This is a genomic window from Streptomyces sp. NPDC051051, from assembly GCF_040682975.1.
Lineage (GTDB): Bacteria > Actinomycetota > Actinomycetes > Streptomycetales > Streptomycetaceae > Streptomyces.
This window is the reverse complement of record NZ_JBFBCB010000062.1, coordinates 20,243-37,740: the sequence shown is the minus strand read 5'-3', so window position 1 is coordinate 37,740 and position 17,498 is coordinate 20,243. Positions and strand designations below refer to the sequence as shown.

The window sequence follows — 17,498 nt, the reverse complement described above, 5'->3', positions numbered from 1 at the left end:
GCCGGAGCTGCTCCAGCTCCGGCCGGCCCGGTCCTCGCGGTGCGCCCGGCGCCGGGCGCCCGCGCGCACCCTCATCCTCGCAGCAGCTTCTTGATGATCTTTCCCGCGGGATTGCGCGGCACCTGCTCGATGAACTCCACGCGTCGCGGCCGCTTGTACGGCGCGAGTAGCCCCTTCACATGCGCCAGCAGCTCCGCCGGGCCCGCCTCCGCGCCCGGCTCCAGGACGACGTACGCCAGGGGCACCTCGCCGTAGTCCTCGTCCGGCATCCCGACGACCGCGGTGTCCCGCACGGCCGGGTGGGTCATCAGGGCGCGCTCGATCTCCGAGGGATAGACGTTCTGACCTGCGCGGATGATGACGTCCTTCGTGCGGTCCACGAGGCTGACGCGGCCCTGCTCGTCCACGAACCCCAGGTCGCCGGTCCTGATCCAGCCGTCGAGGGTGATCTCGCGGGTGGCCTCCGGATCGTTCCAGTAGCCCTGCATGAGGCCGGGCCCGCGCACGACGATCTCGCCGATCTCGCCGCGCGGCAGATCCCGGCCGCCCCCGTCCACCGCGCGCGCGGACATGCCCGGTACGACCCGCCCGCACGGGATGCGCGCGGTGACGTCCCCGGGGGCGGGGTGCTCGTCGGGGCCGAGGGTCACGAACGGGCCGCCCACCTCGGTCATGCCGTACACCTGCCGGAAGCCGCAGCCGAGCCGCTGGACGGCGTCGGCGTACACGTCGAGCGGCATCGGGGCGGCGCCGTACAGGATCTCCCGGAGGGAGGACAGGTCGGTGCTGCGGGACGCCTTGGCCTGCAGCACGAAGCGCAGCATCTGCGGCACCATCCACATGTGGGTGGCGCGGTGCCGTTCCACCGCGGAGAGCGCCCGCTGAGGGGTGAAACCGGGCATCAGCACGACCGTGGCGCCGGCCGCCATGTAGGTCAGGGACACCACCATGCTGCCGTGGTAGAGCGGGCAGCAGTTGACCATGACGATGTCGTCGGTGGGCCGGGCCATGACCAGCCAGCCCAGGGCGATGGCCCGGAAGGACCCGCTGTCGACGGTGACGCCCTTGGCCTGCCCGGTGGTCGCCGAGGTGTGCAGTACGGCGATCGGGTCGGTGTCGGCCACGGCGGGCAGGTCCCGCTCGGCGGCCAGGGTGCCCAGCGCCGCGAAGGCGGGCTTGTCGAAGGCCATCCGTATCCGCACCGATCCCGGCAGCTCGGTGTGCCGGTCCAGCAGCTCGGACTCGCCGAGGACGGCCACCGCCCCGACGCGTTCGACGATGCCGGTGACCTCGGGCACGGCCAGGCTGTGGTTCAGCGGCACGAACAGCGCGCCGAGCCGGGCGAGCGCGAAGTACGTCTCCAGGACCTCGACGCGGTCCTTGGAGAGCACGGCGACCCGGTCACCGCGTTCGATGCCCAGTTCGGCCAGCCCGCGCGCCAGTTCGGCCGTCCGGTCGTGGAACTCGGCCCAGGTGAGGCTTCGTTGCTCGTCCACCAGCGCCGTCCGGTCGGGAAAGCACTGGCGGTTGCGCTCCAGCAGCTGTGTCAGCCACATCACGCACCGCCGGTGGCACCGCCGGTGGCACCGGCGGCGGAGTGCTCGGAGACGAAGCGCTCGTAGTCGCCGATCGTGCGCAGCTTCTCCATGTCCTCCGCGGTGATCTCCACGCCGAGCCGCTGCTCGACGAGCAGGACGAGACGCACCAGGTCCCCGGAGTCGATGCCGCTGGCCGCGAGGTCGACGTCGTCGCCCACCGTGTCCGCGTACTCGGTCGTGCCGGTGAGTTCGACCAGCAACTCCCTGATGGTGCTCATGGTTTCCCCTTTCGCCCCGGCGTGCCGGCCGCCGTGCGGATCTCGACTGTCACCCCCTCAAGAGGCGGAATCGGCCGGTCCCACTCCCCGGACCCGCTCGTGAGCTTTGTCACGCGCCCGAACGGCGTGCGGCAGGGATAGCCGGCGCCTGCGCCCGGCCTCTTACCGCAACGAAGAGACGTGTTCCGGCACGACGGAGACGGAGAGGGAGTGATGCGAGTGCCCAGGCAGCCGGTACCGGTCCGGGCCGCGGTGTCCGAGGCCCCGGGAGCCCCGCCCGCGGGCCGGACAGCGGCGTCCGCGGGCCGGGGAGCCGCGCCGGCGGACCAGGACGAGCTGCTCGCGCACTTCGACGCCCTCATCGCCGACGGCGAGACGATCGAACCGCGCGACTGGATGCCCGACGGATACCGCCGCATGCTGATCCGCCAGATCGCCCAGCACGCCCACTCCGAGATCATCGGCATGCAGCCCGAGGGCGCCTGGCTCACCCGGGCCCCGTCCCTGCACCGCAAGTCGGTCCTCATCGCCAAGGTCCAGGACGAGGCCGGCCACGGCCTGTACCTGTACTCGGCCGCCGAGACGCTGGGCGTGGACCGCGCCGACCTGCTGGAGGCCCTGCACCGGGGACAGCAGCGCGCTTCCGCCACGTTCAACCACCCCGCGCTGACCTGGGCGGACACCGGGGCCATCGCCTGGCTGACGGACGGCGCCGCCGTCATCAACCAGGCCCCCCTGTGCCGCACGTCCTACGGGCCGTACGCCCGGGCGATGCGCCGCGTCTGCCAGGAGGAGGCCTTCCACGTGCGGCAGGGCTACGACCTGATGCGCGCGCTGTGCGAGGGGACGCCGGAGCAGAAGGAGATGGCGCAGGACGCGGTGAACCGCTGGTGGCTGCCGGCCGTCGCGCTGATGTTCGGTCCGCCCGACACCGAGGCCGGCGGTGCCGACGCGCGGACGGCCGCGCTGGGCGCCGCGGTCTCCCGCCGCGCGATGGCCTGGGGCATCAAACGCCACACCAACGACGAACTGCGCCAGCGCTTCGTCGACAGTTGCGTCCCGCAGGCCGAACGCCTCGGCCTGACGCTGCCCGACCCGGCGATCCGCTGGAACGACGAGCGCGGCCACTACGACTTCACCCCGATCGACTGGGACACCTACCGCGAGGCGCTGGGCGACGACACGCACTGGGCGCGGCAGCGAATCGCGCACCGGACCGCCGCGCACGACGACGGCGCCTGGGTGCGGGAGGCGGCCGCCGCGTACGCCGCCCGCACGGAAGCAGAAGCGGAAGCGGCAGCAGAGGCAGAAGAGGAAGCGGAAGCGGGCGCCTGCGCGTCGCCGGCCGGAGCGCCCGCCGGAGAGCGGACGGGGACCGGCGGCCCGGACGAGGCGCAATCCGGCGTCGCCGCCCTGCAGCGGACGGAGGAGCACGCATGACCCGCGACCGGGAGGGCGCACCGGCGTCCTGGGAGGTCTTCCTGCGAACCCGCCGGGGGCTGGCGCACCAGCACGCGGGGTCGGTGCGCGCGGCCGACCCGGACGCGGCGCTGGCGCTGGCCCGTGACCTGTACGCCCGCCGAGGCGACCCGCTCTCGCTGTGGGTGGTCCGCTCGGACGCCGTGCACACGGCCTCCCCGGACGAACGCGACCCCTACTTCGCCGCCGCCCGCCACAAGCCGTACCGGTACCCCGAGCACTTCGCACCGCTGACCGAGGAAGGGCCCGATGGTGACCACGCCGAGTGACACGCGCGCGGACCCGGCCGCGGAGGCTGCCGCGGCCGGTGCCGCTCAGGTGGCGGCCGACGGCCCCTCCTCCGCCCCCGGAGCCCGCACCGACGCCGATCTCGCCCTGCACCTGCTGCGCCTCGGCGACGACGCCCTCGTCCTCGGGCAGCGCCTGTGCCAGTGGATCACGCGCGCCCCGACCGTCGAGGAGGACCTGGCGCTGTCCAACATCGCCCTGGACCTGATCGGTCACGCCCGCACCCTGCTCACCCGCAGCGGACAGCTCGACGGGACCGGCCGCACCGAGGACGACCTCGCCTTCACCCGCCCGGAGCGCCAGTTCACCAACGCCCTGCTCACCGAGCTGCCCAACGACGACTTCGCGGTGACCGTGGCCCGGCAGCTGGCCTACACGCACTACGCCGTCCTCCACTACGAGGCGCTGGCGGGCTGCGCCGACGCCGAACTGGCCGCCTTCGGGGCCCGAGCAGCCAAGGAGGTCGCCTTCCACCGGATGCACGCGGACCGCTGGACCCTGCGGCTGGGACGCGGCACCCCGCAGAGCACCCGCCGCATGCGACGGGGACTCGAGCGGGTGTGGCCGTACACAGCTGAACTCTTCGACGAGGACGACGCGATCCGACGCCTGGCCGCCGTCGGCACGGTGCCCTCACCGGCACCCCTGCGCGGCGAGTGGGAGCGGCGCGTCGCCGACGTCGTCACCGGTGCGGGGCTCACCGTGCCCACGGCCCCCTGGTCGGCCAGGGGCGGCCGCTCCGGCCTGCACACCGAGCAGTTCGGCCCGCTGATCGCCGAACTCCAGTCGGTGCACCGGCAGTTCCCCGGAGGCACCTGGTGAACGACCCGGCACCGACCAAGACCCCCTCCCCCCTGCACGAGGTGCGCGAGCGGGTGGAGGCCATCCCGGACCCCGAGCTGCCGGTGATCGGCCTGGGCGACCTCGGCGTGGTGGCCTCGGTGGCCCCGGGCGCCGACGGAGTCCTCGAGGTGGAGATCACGCCCACCTACCTGGGCTGCCCCGCACTTCCCGCGATCACCTCCGCGGTACGGGAGGTACTGACCGCCTGCGGCCACCCCGACGGCCGCGTACGACAGGTCCTGTCCCCGCCCTGGACGACGGACCGCATCACCCCCGAGGGGCGGCGCAGGCTCGCCGCGAACGGCATCGCCCCGCCGGTGTCCCCGGCCCCCGCCGGACCGGTCCCGGTCGAGCTGGGCGCGGTGCCCTGCCCGCACTGCCGTTCGCGGGCCACCCGGCCGCACCTGCCCTTCGGACCGTCCCGGTGCCAGTCGGTGATGTGGTGCACGGCATGCCGCGAACCCTTCCCCCACCTGACCGCGCTGTGAGGCCGACCGTGAACACCGCCACCCCGCCCACCGCCCACCGCGAGGTACCCGGCGACCGGGACAGGGACCGGGACCAGAACCGGGGCACGCGCCCGCGCACCGGCTGGCACCGCCTGGAGGTCACCGAGGTGCGCCGTCTCACCACCGACGCCGTGGCCGTCGGCCTGGACGTACCGGCCGCGCTGCGCGAGGTCTTCGCCCACCGGCCCGGCCAGCACGTCGTCGTCCGCCATCACCGCGCCGACGGCGAACTGCGCCGCAGCTATTCGGTGTGCCCGCCGCCCCACGACCCCCGGGCGCTCCGCCTGGTCGTCAAACGGGGCGGACCCGACGGCTTCGGCGCCCACGCCACCAGCCGCCTCGCACCCGGCGACCGCCTCGAACTCTCCCCGCCCACCGGCGATTTCGCCCTGCCCGACCTGCCCGGCGCCCATCACGTCCTCCTCGCCGGCGGCTCGGGCGTCACCCCGCTCGCCGCCATGGCCGCCCACGCGCTGCGCCACGACCCGGCCTGCCGCGTCTCCCTCGTCCACTCCGTCCCCACGTCCGCGGACGCCCTGCTGGCCGACGAACTCGCCGAACTCAAGGACGTGTTCCTCGACCGGCTCACCGTCCTGTACGTCCTCACCCGCGAGGACCGCGGCCACGGCGACGGCCCGTTCGGCGCCCGGATCGACGCCCGGAGCCTGTCCCGTCTGCTCGCGGCGACGGACGCCCGGCCCGGCCCGGACACCGTGTTCGCCCTGTGCGGTCCGCCCGGTCTGGTCGACACCGCGCGGCAGGCCCTGACGGACCGGGGAGCCGACCCGGCCCTCGTCCGCTGGGAGTTGTTCACGGCGCCCGGCACGTCACGGCGCACACCGGACACGGCCGCACCGGTCCGCACGGCAGCGGCGGTCCCGGGCGCGGGGGAGATCCGCGTCACCGCCCTGCTCGACGGGCGCCGGCGCGTCGCCACCGTCCTGCCGCAGGACACGGCGATCCTCGACGCGCTGCTGCGGGCGGACCCCGACGTGCCGTACGCCTGCCGCGAAGGCGTGTGCGGCAGCTGCCGCGCGAAGGTCCTGTCCGGCCGGGTGGCCGCGGAGGGCCAGTACGCCCTGGACCGGGGCGACCGCGCCGCCGGCTACACGCTCGTCTGCCGGGCACGGCCGAGCACCCCCGAGGTCACCCTCGACTTCGACGCATGACCCCCACCGGCGGCCAGGCCGCCGTGTCACCACGTCCCACCACGACGCCGTACGACCACTGAGCGAAGGAGAACCGCGTTGACCACCACCGCCCGCCACGAGGGGAAGACCGCCCTGGTCACCGGAGGCAGCCGGGGCATCGGCAGAGCCATCAGCCGCCGCCTCGCCCGTGAGGGCGCGCTGGTCGCGGTCCACTACGGTCACGACCCGGCCGCCGCCGAACGGACGGTCAAGGAGATCGAGACCGACGGCGGCCGCGCCTTCCCCGTGCACGCCGAACTCGGGGTGCCCGGTGACGCCGACACCCTGTGGTCGGCCTTCGACCGGGCCCTGGCCGGGCAGGACGCGCCGACCGGGCTCGACATCCTCGTCAACAACGCGGGCATCACCGTCCCGCGTCCCCTCGCCGAGGTGACCGAGGCCGACTTCGACCGGGTCTTCGCGATCAACACCAAGGCGCCGTTCTTCATCATCCAGCGCGGCCTGAAGCGGCTGCGCGACGGCGGCAGGATCGTGAACATCTCCTCCGTGGCGACCCGCCTCGCCTTCCCCGCGATCGTCTCGTACACCATGACCAAGGCCGCCCTCGACCACCTCACCCTCTCCCTGGCCCAGGAACTCGGACCCCGGGGCATCACGGTCAACACCGTGGCGCCCGGCTACACCGAGACCGAGATCAATCCCACGCTCGGCATCCCGGAGATCCGCCGCCGGTACTCCGAGGCCTCCGTGTTCCGCCGGCTCGGCGACCCGGCGGACATCGCCGACGTCGTCTCCTTCGTCACGAGCGACGACGCCCGCTGGGTGACCGGTCAGTGGATCGACGCCTCCGGCGGTGCCCACCTCGGCGTGTGACACCACGGCCCGGCACCCCGCCCCCAGCCGGGCGTCCCCTTCGCCGACGGGTTCACCACCCCGGCCGTCCGTCGGCCGCCCCTCCAGGAGTTGCGATGAACGACAGCACGTCCGCGCTCGCCGAGCCGGTGACGGACGACTCCCCGACCCAGCCCTTCACGGGCGCGAGCCCCTACGACACCTACGTCCACGCGTCCGTCCTCAACTCGCTGCAGCACCCGCTCACCGAAGCCCCGGACGAGATGGCCTTCCTCGTCACCACCCAGGTGATGGAGCTGTGGTTCACCCTGATCGTGCACGAGTGGCGCACCGCACGCGTGGCCTTCGCCAAGGACGACCTGCGCGCCGCCACGGACGCCCTGGTGCGCAGCCGCCGGGCGCTGACCGCCCTCAACGGCGCCTGGGCACCCATCGCCGCGCTGACCCCCGCCCAGTTCAACGGCTTCCGGGCCGCGTTCGGCCGGGCTTCCGGCTTCCAGTCGGCGATGTACCGGCACATGGAGTTCCTCCTCGGCGACAAGTCCGCCGGGATGCTGGGCGCCCACCGGGGCGACCCGGCCGTCCACGAGGCACTCGGGGACACCTACCGCGAACCGTCCCTGTACGACGAGGTGCTCGCCTTCCTGCACCGGCAGGGCCTGCCCGTGCCGCGGAGCGTCCGCGAGCGGGACGTCACCCGCCCGTACGCCTCCGACCCCGCGGTGGTGGAGGTCTGGCGGCACGTCTACGCGGGACCGCAGCACCACCCCCACCTCGCGCTGGGCGAACTGCTCACCGACATCGCCGAACTGGTCACCCGCTGGCGGTTCGAGCACGTCCTGGTGGTGCGCCGCGCCATGGGCTCGAAACCGGGCAGCGCGGGCTCCGCCGGCCTGGCCTGGCTGGAGAAGCGCGCGGCCCGCCCGGTCTTCCCCGAACTGTGGGAGGTGCGCGGTGACGTCTAGGGTCATCTCCGCCTTCGCGGCCGAGGAGGAGAAACGGGTCCTCAGCCTGAAGCCGGTGCTGGCACCGGTGCACGGCCGCTACGGCGACCACCCGCACCAGTCCTACGACACCTGGCCGGCCGCCGATCCCGACGCGCCGCTGGTCATCCTGCTGCACGGCGGCTACTGGCGCTACGACCGGATGCACCTCACCCCCTTCGCGGCCCACCTCGCCCAGCAGGGCTTCCACGTCCTGCTCCCCGGCTTCCGCCGCTCCGGCGGCGCGGGCGGCTGCCCCGAGACCTTCGACGACGTCGCCCGGATCGTGGACACCCTGCCCGAGGGGCGGCCCTACGTCCTGGCGGGCCACTGCTCCGGCGGCCACCTGGCCCTGTGGTGCGCGGCCCGCGGGCTGCTGCCCGCCGGCTCCCGCTGGCACACGCGCACCCTGCCCACGAGCGTGCTCGCCCTCGCACCGATCACCGACCTCACCGCCACCCGGCGCGACGACCTCAGCAACGGAGCCGCCCTGCAACTCCTGGGCGGCGAGGAGACGTTCGACCGCTGGTTGCCCGAGGTCGACCCGCTGACCCTGCTGCGCGGGGCCGGCACGACCGGGGTGCCCACCGTGCTATTGCACGGCGCCGTCGACGAGGAGGTCCCGCTCACGCAGTTCAGCGACTACGCGGCCGTCCACCGTGACCTGAGGACGGTCGTCCTGCCCGGCACCGGCCACTACACCCTCATCGAACCGGGGGCACCCGGCGCCCGCGCGGTCGCCGAGACCCTGCGGGAGATGGCGGCCGCGTTCCCCCCGCGGTCGTCCGACCGGGCGGGCGAGGAGGCCGCACACCGATGACCACCGCACTCCCGGCCCCGACCACCCTGCGCCGACTGGCCGCACAGCACGACGCGGACGATCCCCTGGCCTCCCTCCGCACGAGGTTCCTGCTCCCGGCGGACGTCGTCTACCTCGACGGCAACTCCCTCGGCCCGCTGCCCGCCGCCGTCCCGCCGGTCCTCTCCGACGTGGTGACCCGCCAGTGGGGCACCGCCCTGATCGGCTCCTGGAACGCGAACGGCTGGTGGGAGGCGCCCCTGCGGGTGGGCGACGCCGTCGGCGCGCTCATCGGGGCCGCGCCGGGGCAGACGGTCGCGGGCGACTCCACCAGCGTGCAGCTGTTCACCGCGCTCGAGGCCGCCGCCACGCTCCGCCCGGACCGGCCCCTGCTGGTCACCGACCCCGGACACTTCCCGACCGACCGCTACCTGGCCGACGCGGTCGCCCGCCGCCGGAACCTCGAGGTGTGCCGGATCCCCCCGGCCGACCTGCCGCGGTTCCTCGAGACCGACGGCGCCCGGGTCGCCGTCGTCAGCTACTCGCCCGTCGACTTCCGCACCGGCGAACTGCACGACATGCGTGCGCTGACCCGGGCCGCCCACGAGGCCGGCGCCCTCGCCCTGTGGGACCTGTGCCACGCGGCCGGAGCCCTGCCCCTCGACGTCGACGCCCTCGGCGTGGACCTGGCCGTCGGCTGCGGCTACAAGTTCCTCTCCGGCGGCCCCGGCGCACCCGCCTTCCTGTACGTGGCACGCCGTCACCACGCGTCGCTCGAGACGCCGCTGCCCGGCTGGACCGGTCATGCCGATCCGTTCGGTCTGGGCAGGGACTACACCCCCGCCCCTGGCATCGCCCGCGCCCGCATCGGCACTCCGCCGATCCTGTCCCTGCTCGCCCTCGAAGCGGCCCTCACCGCCTTCGACGGCGTCGACATGACCGAGGTCCGCCGCAAGAGCCTGTCGCTGACGGGCTTCTTCCTGCGCTGCGCGGAGGAACTCCTCACACCTGAGGGCTTCACCCCCGTCACACCGGCCGAGCCCGGCCGCCGCGGCAGCCAGGTCACCCTGCGCCACCCCCACGCCCACGGGCTGACCCTCGCCCTCGCCCGCCGCGGTGTGATCGCCGACATGCGCGCGCCCGACCTTCTCCGCTTCGGCGTCAACGCCCTCTACACCACCCACCAGGACCTGCTCACGGCCGCAACCTGCCTGCGCGACATCGCCCACGAGGCCGCCTACGACCCGACGCCACCGGCCGCGGGGCCGGTCACCTGAGGGCTCCGGCCGCACAGGGGCGGTGCGGCACCGGGGGCCGTGACGGTGCGCCCATGGACGCACGCGTCGCCCGGAGCTCTTCCTGAATCCGCCCGGCGCTGCCTTCACGATTCTCCTCGACCGTGCCGAGCAGGACCGGGCGTCCGACGAGGGGACACGGGCGGCGGTCGCGGCCGGACTGCCCGACAGCGCCGGAGACATCGACCTGCTGGTCTCCGGTGACGGTGACGACCGGCTGTTCTGGCTGGAGCAGAAGGGCGATCACACCTTCGACACCCATGTTCTCGCCACCGCCGCCGGTCAGGCGGGAGGTGCCGTGGTCACCGATCTCGACCGCAGCCGGCCCTCGCGCAACGAGGCCGTCTTCACCGTGTTCGAGTCCGACAGCGTCGTGGTCTGGTCCCGAAGCTGAGTTCCGTGCCCGCCGTGCCCGAGGGGACGGCCGCCCGCGGAACCGCGGGCGGGTCACCGTCGCCGGGCCGGTGACCGGGCGGGCGGCCACGAGGCTTTCCCCGGCCGCCCGCCCGGCGACGTACTCACCCCGCCGGTGTGCTCTGAACGGTCACGGCCTCTCCGCGTTCAGCCGGCGCGGTCGTCGCCGAACTGCCGCCGTCGTACGTAGGAGCGTTCAGGGTTTGGCGGAGTACACGACACCGGCCAGGTTCTGGGCCGCGGAACCCCACACCTGGTCGTACAGGGAGGAGTCGACGCCGAGCGTGTGGAGCAGCCAGGCGGTCGTGACGCCGTAGGTCAGTTTCAGCTGGGCGGCGCGGGTGATGGTTCCGCTGTCACAGCCGATGCCGGAGCTGTCCTCGAATCCGCAGTGGAACCCACCGGTGATGACGCGCAGTTGAGTGGCGGACGGCTTGGCGTCGTACATCTTCTGCTGGTTGCCCGCCACGCCGGCGATGCTGTCGGCGCTGCCGCCGACGTACTGGACGGGGATGCCCAGCGTGCCGGAGGCACTGACGGCCGAGGGGTTGGTCTCCGCCGCCGCGAGGGTGGAGACGGACTTGACGGCCGCGTTCCGGCTCGCGGCGAGCAATGCCGCGCCACCGCCCATGGAGTGCCCCGAGACGGCGAGCCGGCCGGTGCTGACCGCACCTGCGAACCGTGAGCCGGTGGTGCTGTTCTGGGTGGTGAGCCAGGTGAGCGCCGCGTTCAGATCGTCGGCGAACGCCGAGTGGCTGGAGAGGAGACCGCCCTGGGACTTGGGCGCGACGGTGATGATGCCCCAGGAGGCGTAGTGCTTGAGCAGGCTCTCGTACTGGGTGATGGCCTGGAAGAAACCGTGTCCGAAGGCGAGGCCGGGGTGGGAACCGGCGGCGACCGGCGCGTTCGCCCCGGCCGTCGTGCCGGGGTACCAGACACGTGCGCTGAACGAGCGGCCCGAGGTGGAGACGGTGAGATCGGTGTAGGCGACAGGGAACGACCCCGTGGTGGAGGGGTCCGTCGCCCGGACCGGGGCCGCCGCCTCCGACGCGTGGGCGGCCGGTGCGAGGGAGAGGGCGGCTGCCGCGCACAGCAGCAGCGCGGTCAAGGACCGCAGGAGTGTACGGAACACGAGATCACCTTTTCTGTGGGGATGAAACAGTGATTTCCGGTGGTACGTCTCCGTGGTGTCCGGGTGTCCGGGTGTCCGGGTGTTCTGGGGCCTTGGGGGCTCTGGGGCTCTGGGGCCCACTCCACCGCGGGCACACCCGTGAGCCCGAGCGGTGTACGGGGGGAAAACTCGCCGAGCCGAGAATCGCGCCGGACCCGGAGCGAACCCGGCCGGACCGGGACTGGTCCGTACGCACCGACGGGGCGCGATGCGAACAGCTGGGCAGCTCTGGATCGGCTGGTCGCGAGGGGGGCGCGAGGGGTCTGCGGCGGGTCCCGCACCCCGCGGCCACCGGTCACCGGGACGCGCACGCCCGAAGCACGGGGCGAAGCCGCGCAGCGTGCGGCAGGCCGCAGCGCCACGGCGGCCGAGCGGGCCGGGCCGGCTGCCGGCCGGTACCCCGCGCCCGGCATGGGGATGACGCCCTCGCGGCCGGGTTTCGTCATCGGTCGTCTCGCGCTCGGAACTCGGCGAGCAGCGGGATGACGAGACGTTCGAGATTCTCGCGCCGGACCTGAGGACCGACTCCGGTGAGCTGCACGGGACTGTTCGGTGTCGGGACGTGCGCGATGAGCGCCAGGTGCGGCAGGAACACCAGAAGGAGCGACAGCAGCGCGTCCAGGTCGGCGTCCTTGCGCAGGTCCCCGGCACCGACGGCGCGTTCCAGGAGAGGGCGGAGACCGGCCAGGTACATGGCGTTCACGGGTTGCCTGACCGCGTCTCGAACCGCCGGGTCCATCTCCATGTTGGTGGCGGCGGCCACCCCGCGCTCCAGCGGCTGCCCGGCGAAGTACTTGAGCCAGGCCTCCAGCGCGTCGACGAGATGCGTGGCGAAGTCGCCGGTCCCGTCGTAGCCGTCGAGCCAGGGCTGCATGTGCGCGTAGACGCGCAGTGAGGTCTGCTCGGCCACGTAGGAGAAAAGATCCAGCTTGCCGGAGAAGTACTGGAACAGGGAACCCTTGGCGACCCCGGCTTCGCGGGCGATGACGTTCAGGCTGCCCGTGGAGTAGCCGTGGGTGCCGAACTCGTCCATCGCCGCGACCAGGACCCGCTCGCGGCGGGCGGGCGACAGCCGGGTCCAGGTGGGGGTGGGCATGGACACTCCTTCATGTGACCGGACGGTCATGTGACCGCCCGGTCATGGTGAAGGCGCCCCTCGCCACAAGTCAACGACCCTGGCAGATATGGCTGTTACTGACTTCGGCCCGTCGAGGTGACATCGCACCCCGAGGACCGGTCCCGCCTCCGCCGTGAAGCCGCCGGCCGCGCCGGGGCGTTGTGGAGCACGAGTTCGGATCCTGCGGGTAGAGGCCTTGCCGTGGCCCTTCGACTGCCGGCGCCGCTACCCGGCTGCCTTCACCGGGTCAGTCGGCTGTGGCGCGCCAGGCGGCTTCGGCGTCTTGAGCGGTGAGGTGGGTGGGGAAGACCTGCTCCAGGCCGACGAGGCGGAAGATCCGGCTGACGTGGTCGGGGACCGTGACCAGGGCGATGGTCGCGTTCGTGGCCAGGGCGTGGTTGCGGGCCGCGATCAGTACCGTGATGCCGCTGGAGTCGCAGAAGGTGAGGCCGCCGAGGTCGAGGGTGAGTTGCCGGCCTTCGCCGAGGTCGAGGCCGGGCAGTGCCGCACGGACCTCGGGCACGGTGTGGTGGTCCAGATCCCCTGCCAGTTCGATGACCGCTCCGGCGGGGGTGGCCCGGGTGCGGAGGGTCAGTTGTTTGGTCACTGCTGCTCTTCACGGGTGGGGCGGGGCACGTGGATGGCGAGGACGGCGGTGTCGTCGTCCACACCGGTGCCGAAGGTGTGGAGCAGATCGCGGACCGCCCCGATGGTGTCCGAGGCGGTGGTGGGGGCGAGTGCGCGGCCGAAGTCGAGGAGGGCGTCGTCGCCGTAGCGTTCGCTGCCGTCGGTGGTGGCGTTGGTGTGGGCTTCGGTGAGGCCGTCGGTGTGCAGGAGCAGGGTGTCGCCGGGGGCGAGGTGGAGGGTGGTGGTGGCGATGTGGGCGTCGGGCAGGACGCCGATGAGTTGTCCGCCGGGGGTGTGGAGGAAGTCGGCGGTGCCGTCGGCGCGCATCAGCAGGGCGGGCGGGTGGCCGCCGCTGGACAGGGTGATGTGGAAGCCGCCGCGGTCTGGCTCGGGGGTGAGCAGGCCGAAGACGACGGTGCAGAAGCGGGGGTCCGTACCGTTGTACTCGTGGTTGAGGACCGTGTTGAGATTGCCGAGCACGGCGGCTGGATCGGGGTCGTAGACAGCGGCGGCACGCAGGGTGTAGCGCGTCAGTGAGGTGACGGCCGCCGCGGCGGCGCCCTTGCCGCACACGTCGCCGAGGAAGAGGCCCCAGGTGCCGGCGGCAAGGGGGAAGAGGTCGTAGAAGTCGCCGCCGACCTCGTCGGGTGAGGCGAGGTGGTAGTACGCGGAGACGTCCAGGCCCGGCACGTTCACCAGCGTGGGCGGCAACAGCGTCTTCTGCAGGGTGGTGGCCAAAGTGCGCAGGCGGTCGCGTTCCTGGTCGGCTTCCTGGCGGGCGCGCAGCAGCTCGGTTTCGTAGGCACGGCGATCGCGGGCGTCGAAAATGGTGGTGCGGATCAGTAGGGGTTGTCCGTCGCTGCCCCTTTTCACCGTGGAGGTGACCAGGACCGGCAGGCGGGATCCGTCTTTGACCTTCAATTCCAAGGCGATGCCGCTGATCTCTCCTTGCATTCGCAGCAGCGGGGCGAAGTGGGTCTCGTGGTAGAGCCGGCCGCCGACGGTGAGCAGGTCGGAGAAGTGCTTGCGGCCGACCAGGTCGTCGCGCTGGTGGCCGAGCCAGCCCAGCAGGGTGGCGTTGACCTTCGCGATTCGGCCGTCCAGCTGGGTGGACAGGTAGCCACAGGGCGCGTGCTCGTACAGATCCTCGGCACTGTCCTCCAGCAGGGCGGAGAACTGCGCCTGCTCGTCCGACGGCGTCCCGTCTTCCTGTGGTCCGCCCTCTTCGTCGTCGGTCCTGCACATCACTCGGGGCCTCCCACGAACGCGGCGATGGCGGCGGCGGTCTCCTCCGGAGCGGCGAGCTGGGGGCAGTGCCCGGTGGCGTTCAGCGTGACCAGTTGGCTTCCCGCGATCTGCTTGTGGACGAACATGCCGACTTCCGGCGGGGCGATCGCGTCACGGGAGCACTGGGCGACCAGCGTAGGCACCCTCACGTCGGCGAGGTCGGCGCGGTTGTCGGACAGGAACGTCACCCGGGCGAAGACCCGCGCGATGTCCGGATCGGTGCGGCAGAAGCTGTCGGTCAGCTCCTCGCCCAGCTCCGGCCGCTCCGGGTTCCCCATGATCACCGGTGCCATCGCACCCGACCAACCCAGATAGTTCGCATCCAGCGATTCCAGCAACTCCTCGATGTCCCCGGCGCTGAACCCGCCCCGGTAACCGGCCTCGGGGTCGTCGACGAAACACGGCGAGGGAGCGAGGAGGACCAGCCCGGCGAACGCCTCGGGCTCCCGCGTGGCGGCCAGCACACCCATCATCGCGCTCACCGAATGCCCCACGAACGTCACCGGTCCGAGCGCCAGCTCCCGGCACAGCTCCAGCACGTCGTCGACGTATCCATCGAGCGTCGAATACCGCTCCGGGCTCCACGCCGACAGATCGGAGCGTCCGGCTCCGACGTGATCGAAGAGGACGACCGTGAAGTCCCGCTCCAACGTCGGCACCACCAGACGCCACATGTTCTGGTCGCATCCGAACCCGTGCGCCAGCACGACCACCGGCCCGTCGGCCCGCCCGGTCACCGTCACACGATTCCTGTGGTACACATCCATACCGCCATCCTCGCAGAGCGGGCTTCCCGGGAGATCGCTCGACCGCGGCCGACGTTCCTCTGAGCGTCTCGACACCAGCCCGGAGGAGTCCGCGAGCTCGCGGACGGCACCGACGCGGAGCAGGCCCGGCAGGAAACAGGGAAAGGCCTCCGGGACGTGCTGGGTGCAGAGCGTAGGCACCCGAGTTCTCATGCCCGTATCAGGCCCTGTCCTGGTACCCGGTACGCGAACCCCGTCCCTGCCTTGTGGTCGCGGAACCACATGCTTGCCCCACCGGCAAGCCGCCCATGACGTGGCGCGTACGGGAGCCGGAGTCCGGCATGGTTGCCGGTACCGGTATGAGCAAACGGCACGGCATGCTGTTCAAACGCGATCTGCATCTATCCGAACTCTGTGAATTCCTTGAAAACGGCCCTTCACGAGGATCTCGCGCAGCCATGGGCTGCGGACGGCTGGCAGCCGAACCAGGGTGTGCCAGAACGCCATCGGGTCGGCCCGGAACAGGTGGAGGGGGCGCGGCGCGGGCGGGTCGAAGTCGTCGCGGAGGACGCCGTCGGGTAGACCGCCGGACGTGGGGGAGGGCAGGTCCGGCTCGGGGCGGGCCAGCCATAGCCACACCCCGAACGGCAGTGGCACCGGGTACGCCGCCGGGTCGGCCGGGGCCCAGACCTCCCCTGTCTGCGGGTGGGACGGCACGAGGAGGATGTCGGTCTCCCCACCGGGAGCCGGCCGTCCCGGTCCGGCCAGGACGGCACGCCGCACCTGCGGACCTGCGGGCAGCATGGCGTCGAGCGCGTGTTGGAACACCTCCCCGACCAAGCCGTCCGGGACGATCACCGTTCGGCCCTCCGAGGCCGCCAGCAGATGGGCGAGCGCCCGCCCGGCCGCCGCCTCCTACCGCGGGCTCCACGACCAGCAGTGGTTCGACCAGTGGCCCGCCCCCATCCGCGACCCCCACGTGGCGATCGGCTCGAACGGGGGCGTGCTCTTCCCTTCCGCCACCAGCTCCGCCCAGGAGAGCGGTGCGGCGTCGGTGCCGTCGACGGGAAGGCGGCGCACGGCGTTCGGGGCGAGCCACATCGCCTGCCACAGCGAGCAGTCGTCGATCCGGGTCGCCACCGGCAGGGCACACTCCACGCAGGCCACGTTCGGGCCGTCGGCCCCGTCAAGGCCGCAACAGTAGCCACCCCCGCGTTTCTCCGGGAGCAGCACGGTGCCGCGGGCGTCGCCGGGCGCGATGACGACCGCGCCCGGCGCGCCGTCGGAGAGGGCGTGGACCGGCGCGTAGACGCCGCGGGCGGCCGCCTCCTCCGGATGGATCTCCTCCCACGTCCGCCACGGCGGCCCCCAGGGGTCCGGGTCCACGGCGAAAGTGCCCGACTCCATGAGCACCGGGAGCTGAATTCCGTTCCCGTACTTCTGATGGGCGTGGACCGGCAGGGCGACCTGGGACAGCGGAATGGTCAGCTCGGCGCCGCACCCCGCGCACACGAAAACGAACAAACGTCCTCCGTCTGGAAAGCAAGGGCATCGTCGCAGCTCGGCAGCAGCATGCCCATCGGTTTCGGGCAGGGGCCCGGAGGACGGTCGTCCCTCACACGACGTCACCACGGAAGCCGAGCCGGAACCAGCTCGGGTTCTGGCTCGGCTTCCGTGCAGGATGAGGTCGGAGCTGCTCCGCGGGAGCGCGTCCGAGGCTCCCGAGTACAGCTGAAGCAGGCCGACCGTCGGGCGCCGGAACCCGGCAGCAGCGGCCGGAGGGCTGCCCGGGGCCTTGCACGTCACAGTCCGGCCGCCTGGGCCAGTGATGCTCGCTCGTCCTCGCCCAGAGGAAGGCCGGCCAGCAGTTCGTCGTCGGCCAGCAGACGCCGCACCCATGCCGCGTCGGCAACGAACGCCGCTCGGCAGAGGGCCCGTTCGGGGTGGTCGTTCTCGGGGCCGCTGACCGCCAGGTCCCACGCGTTGTCGGGGTCGGTCGGCGCGGACAGGGCGGCGGCCACGAGCACGAGCCCGAACAACTCGTTCCGGCGCGGACCGATGGATCGGCAGCCAGTCTCAGCAGGTACGGGACGACCGCCGGCATCGTGGCGCTGATGGACA

17 protein-coding genes and 1 pseudogene are annotated in these 17,498 nt (G+C 72.7%); 9 read left to right on the top strand and 9 right to left on the bottom strand.

All coding sequences use genetic code 11. The features are described 5' to 3' along the window. Positions 1-71: 71 nt before the first annotated feature. Complete coding sequence (locus tag AB0N31_RS32030) at positions 72-1,556, bottom strand: AMP-binding protein (RefSeq protein ID WP_366061993.1); 1,485 nt, start codon at positions 1,554-1,556, stop codon at positions 72-74. Further along, positions 1,556-1,816, bottom strand: a complete 261-nt coding sequence (locus AB0N31_RS32025) for an acyl carrier protein (RefSeq protein ID WP_366061989.1) — start codon at positions 1,814-1,816, stop codon at positions 1,556-1,558. The genes AB0N31_RS32030 and AB0N31_RS32025 overlap by 1 nt, the downstream gene beginning before the upstream one ends. A 336-nt stretch (positions 1,817-2,152) precedes the next feature. Here AB0N31_RS32025 and paaA point away from each other — a divergent pair, with 336 nt between their 5' ends. The 9 genes from paaA (at position 2,153) to AB0N31_RS31980 (ending at position 9,997) form a co-directional block, all read left to right on the top strand. Further along, positions 2,153-3,256, top strand: coding sequence for a 1,2-phenylacetyl-CoA epoxidase subunit PaaA (paaA, locus tag AB0N31_RS32020; RefSeq protein WP_366061992.1), 1,104 nt, complete (start codon positions 2,153-2,155; stop codon positions 3,254-3,256). Next, the gene (locus AB0N31_RS32015) at positions 3,253-3,564 is read left to right on the top strand and encodes a 1,2-phenylacetyl-CoA epoxidase subunit B (protein WP_366061988.1); all 312 of its coding nucleotides are present in this window, start codon (positions 3,253-3,255) and stop codon (positions 3,562-3,564) included. Before paaA ends, AB0N31_RS32015 begins: the two co-directional genes overlap by 4 nt. Next, a complete protein-coding gene (paaC, locus tag AB0N31_RS32010; RefSeq protein WP_366061990.1) occupies positions 3,548-4,405 on the top strand; it encodes a 1,2-phenylacetyl-CoA epoxidase subunit PaaC in 858 nt (285 codons plus the stop codon). Before AB0N31_RS32015 ends, paaC begins: the two co-directional genes overlap by 17 nt. Further along, positions 4,402-4,914, top strand: a complete 513-nt coding sequence (gene paaD, locus AB0N31_RS32005; protein ID WP_366061987.1) for a 1,2-phenylacetyl-CoA epoxidase subunit PaaD — start codon at positions 4,402-4,404, stop codon at positions 4,912-4,914. The genes paaC and paaD overlap by 4 nt, the downstream gene beginning before the upstream one ends. A gap of 8 nt (positions 4,915-4,922) precedes the next feature. Then, positions 4,923-6,104: a 2Fe-2S iron-sulfur cluster-binding protein gene (locus AB0N31_RS32000; protein WP_366061986.1), complete on the top strand. Its 1,182-nt coding sequence runs from the start codon at positions 4,923-4,925 to the stop codon at positions 6,102-6,104. 78 nt (positions 6,105-6,182) lie between these two features. Further along, positions 6,183-6,959 (top strand): SDR family oxidoreductase, encoded by a 777-nt coding sequence (locus AB0N31_RS31995; protein WP_366061985.1) that lies wholly within the window; start codon positions 6,183-6,185, stop codon positions 6,957-6,959. Between the two features lie 95 nt (positions 6,960-7,054). Continuing rightward, the gene (locus AB0N31_RS31990; RefSeq protein ID WP_366061983.1) at positions 7,055-7,903 is read left to right on the top strand and encodes a tryptophan 2,3-dioxygenase family protein; all 849 of its coding nucleotides are present in this window, start codon (positions 7,055-7,057) and stop codon (positions 7,901-7,903) included. Then, positions 7,893-8,741, top strand: coding sequence for an alpha/beta fold hydrolase (locus AB0N31_RS31985; RefSeq protein ID WP_366061982.1), 849 nt, complete (start codon positions 7,893-7,895; stop codon positions 8,739-8,741). Before AB0N31_RS31990 ends, AB0N31_RS31985 begins: the two co-directional genes overlap by 11 nt. After that, complete coding sequence (locus AB0N31_RS31980) at positions 8,738-9,997, top strand: aminotransferase class V-fold PLP-dependent enzyme (protein ID WP_366061981.1); 1,260 nt, start codon at positions 8,738-8,740, stop codon at positions 9,995-9,997. The genes AB0N31_RS31985 and AB0N31_RS31980 overlap by 4 nt, the downstream gene beginning before the upstream one ends. 628 nt (positions 9,998-10,625) lie before the next feature. Here AB0N31_RS31980 and AB0N31_RS31975 read toward each other — a convergent pair. The 7 genes and pseudogenes from AB0N31_RS31975 to AB0N31_RS31945 form a co-directional block, all read right to left on the bottom strand. Further along, on the bottom strand, positions 10,626-11,561 hold the full coding sequence (locus AB0N31_RS31975; protein WP_366061980.1) for an alpha/beta hydrolase: 936 nt from the start codon (positions 11,559-11,561) through the stop codon (positions 10,626-10,628). 481 nt (positions 11,562-12,042) lie between these two features. After that, positions 12,043-12,696 (bottom strand): TetR/AcrR family transcriptional regulator, encoded by a 654-nt coding sequence (locus AB0N31_RS31970; protein ID WP_366061979.1) that lies wholly within the window; start codon positions 12,694-12,696, stop codon positions 12,043-12,045. A gap of 268 nt (positions 12,697-12,964) precedes the next feature. Beyond that, entirely contained in the window at positions 12,965-13,324 is a 360-nt protein-coding gene (locus tag AB0N31_RS31965) for an STAS domain-containing protein (protein WP_366061978.1), read from the bottom strand. After that, complete coding sequence (locus AB0N31_RS31960) at positions 13,321-14,589, bottom strand: SpoIIE family protein phosphatase (protein WP_366061977.1); 1,269 nt, start codon at positions 14,587-14,589, stop codon at positions 13,321-13,323. The genes AB0N31_RS31965 and AB0N31_RS31960 overlap by 4 nt, the downstream gene beginning before the upstream one ends. Continuing rightward, positions 14,589-15,398: an alpha/beta hydrolase gene (locus AB0N31_RS31955; protein WP_366061976.1), complete on the bottom strand. Its 810-nt coding sequence runs from the start codon at positions 15,396-15,398 to the stop codon at positions 14,589-14,591. Before AB0N31_RS31955 ends, AB0N31_RS31960 begins: the two co-directional genes overlap by 1 nt. 363 nt (positions 15,399-15,761) lie before the next feature. Next, positions 15,762-16,901 (bottom strand): annotated as a pseudogene (locus AB0N31_RS31950) (hypothetical protein). 278 nt (positions 16,902-17,179) lie between these two features. Continuing rightward, positions 17,180-17,404, bottom strand: a complete 225-nt coding sequence (locus tag AB0N31_RS31945; RefSeq protein WP_366061975.1) for a hypothetical protein — start codon at positions 17,402-17,404, stop codon at positions 17,180-17,182. Positions 17,405-17,498: the final 94 nt, after the last annotated feature.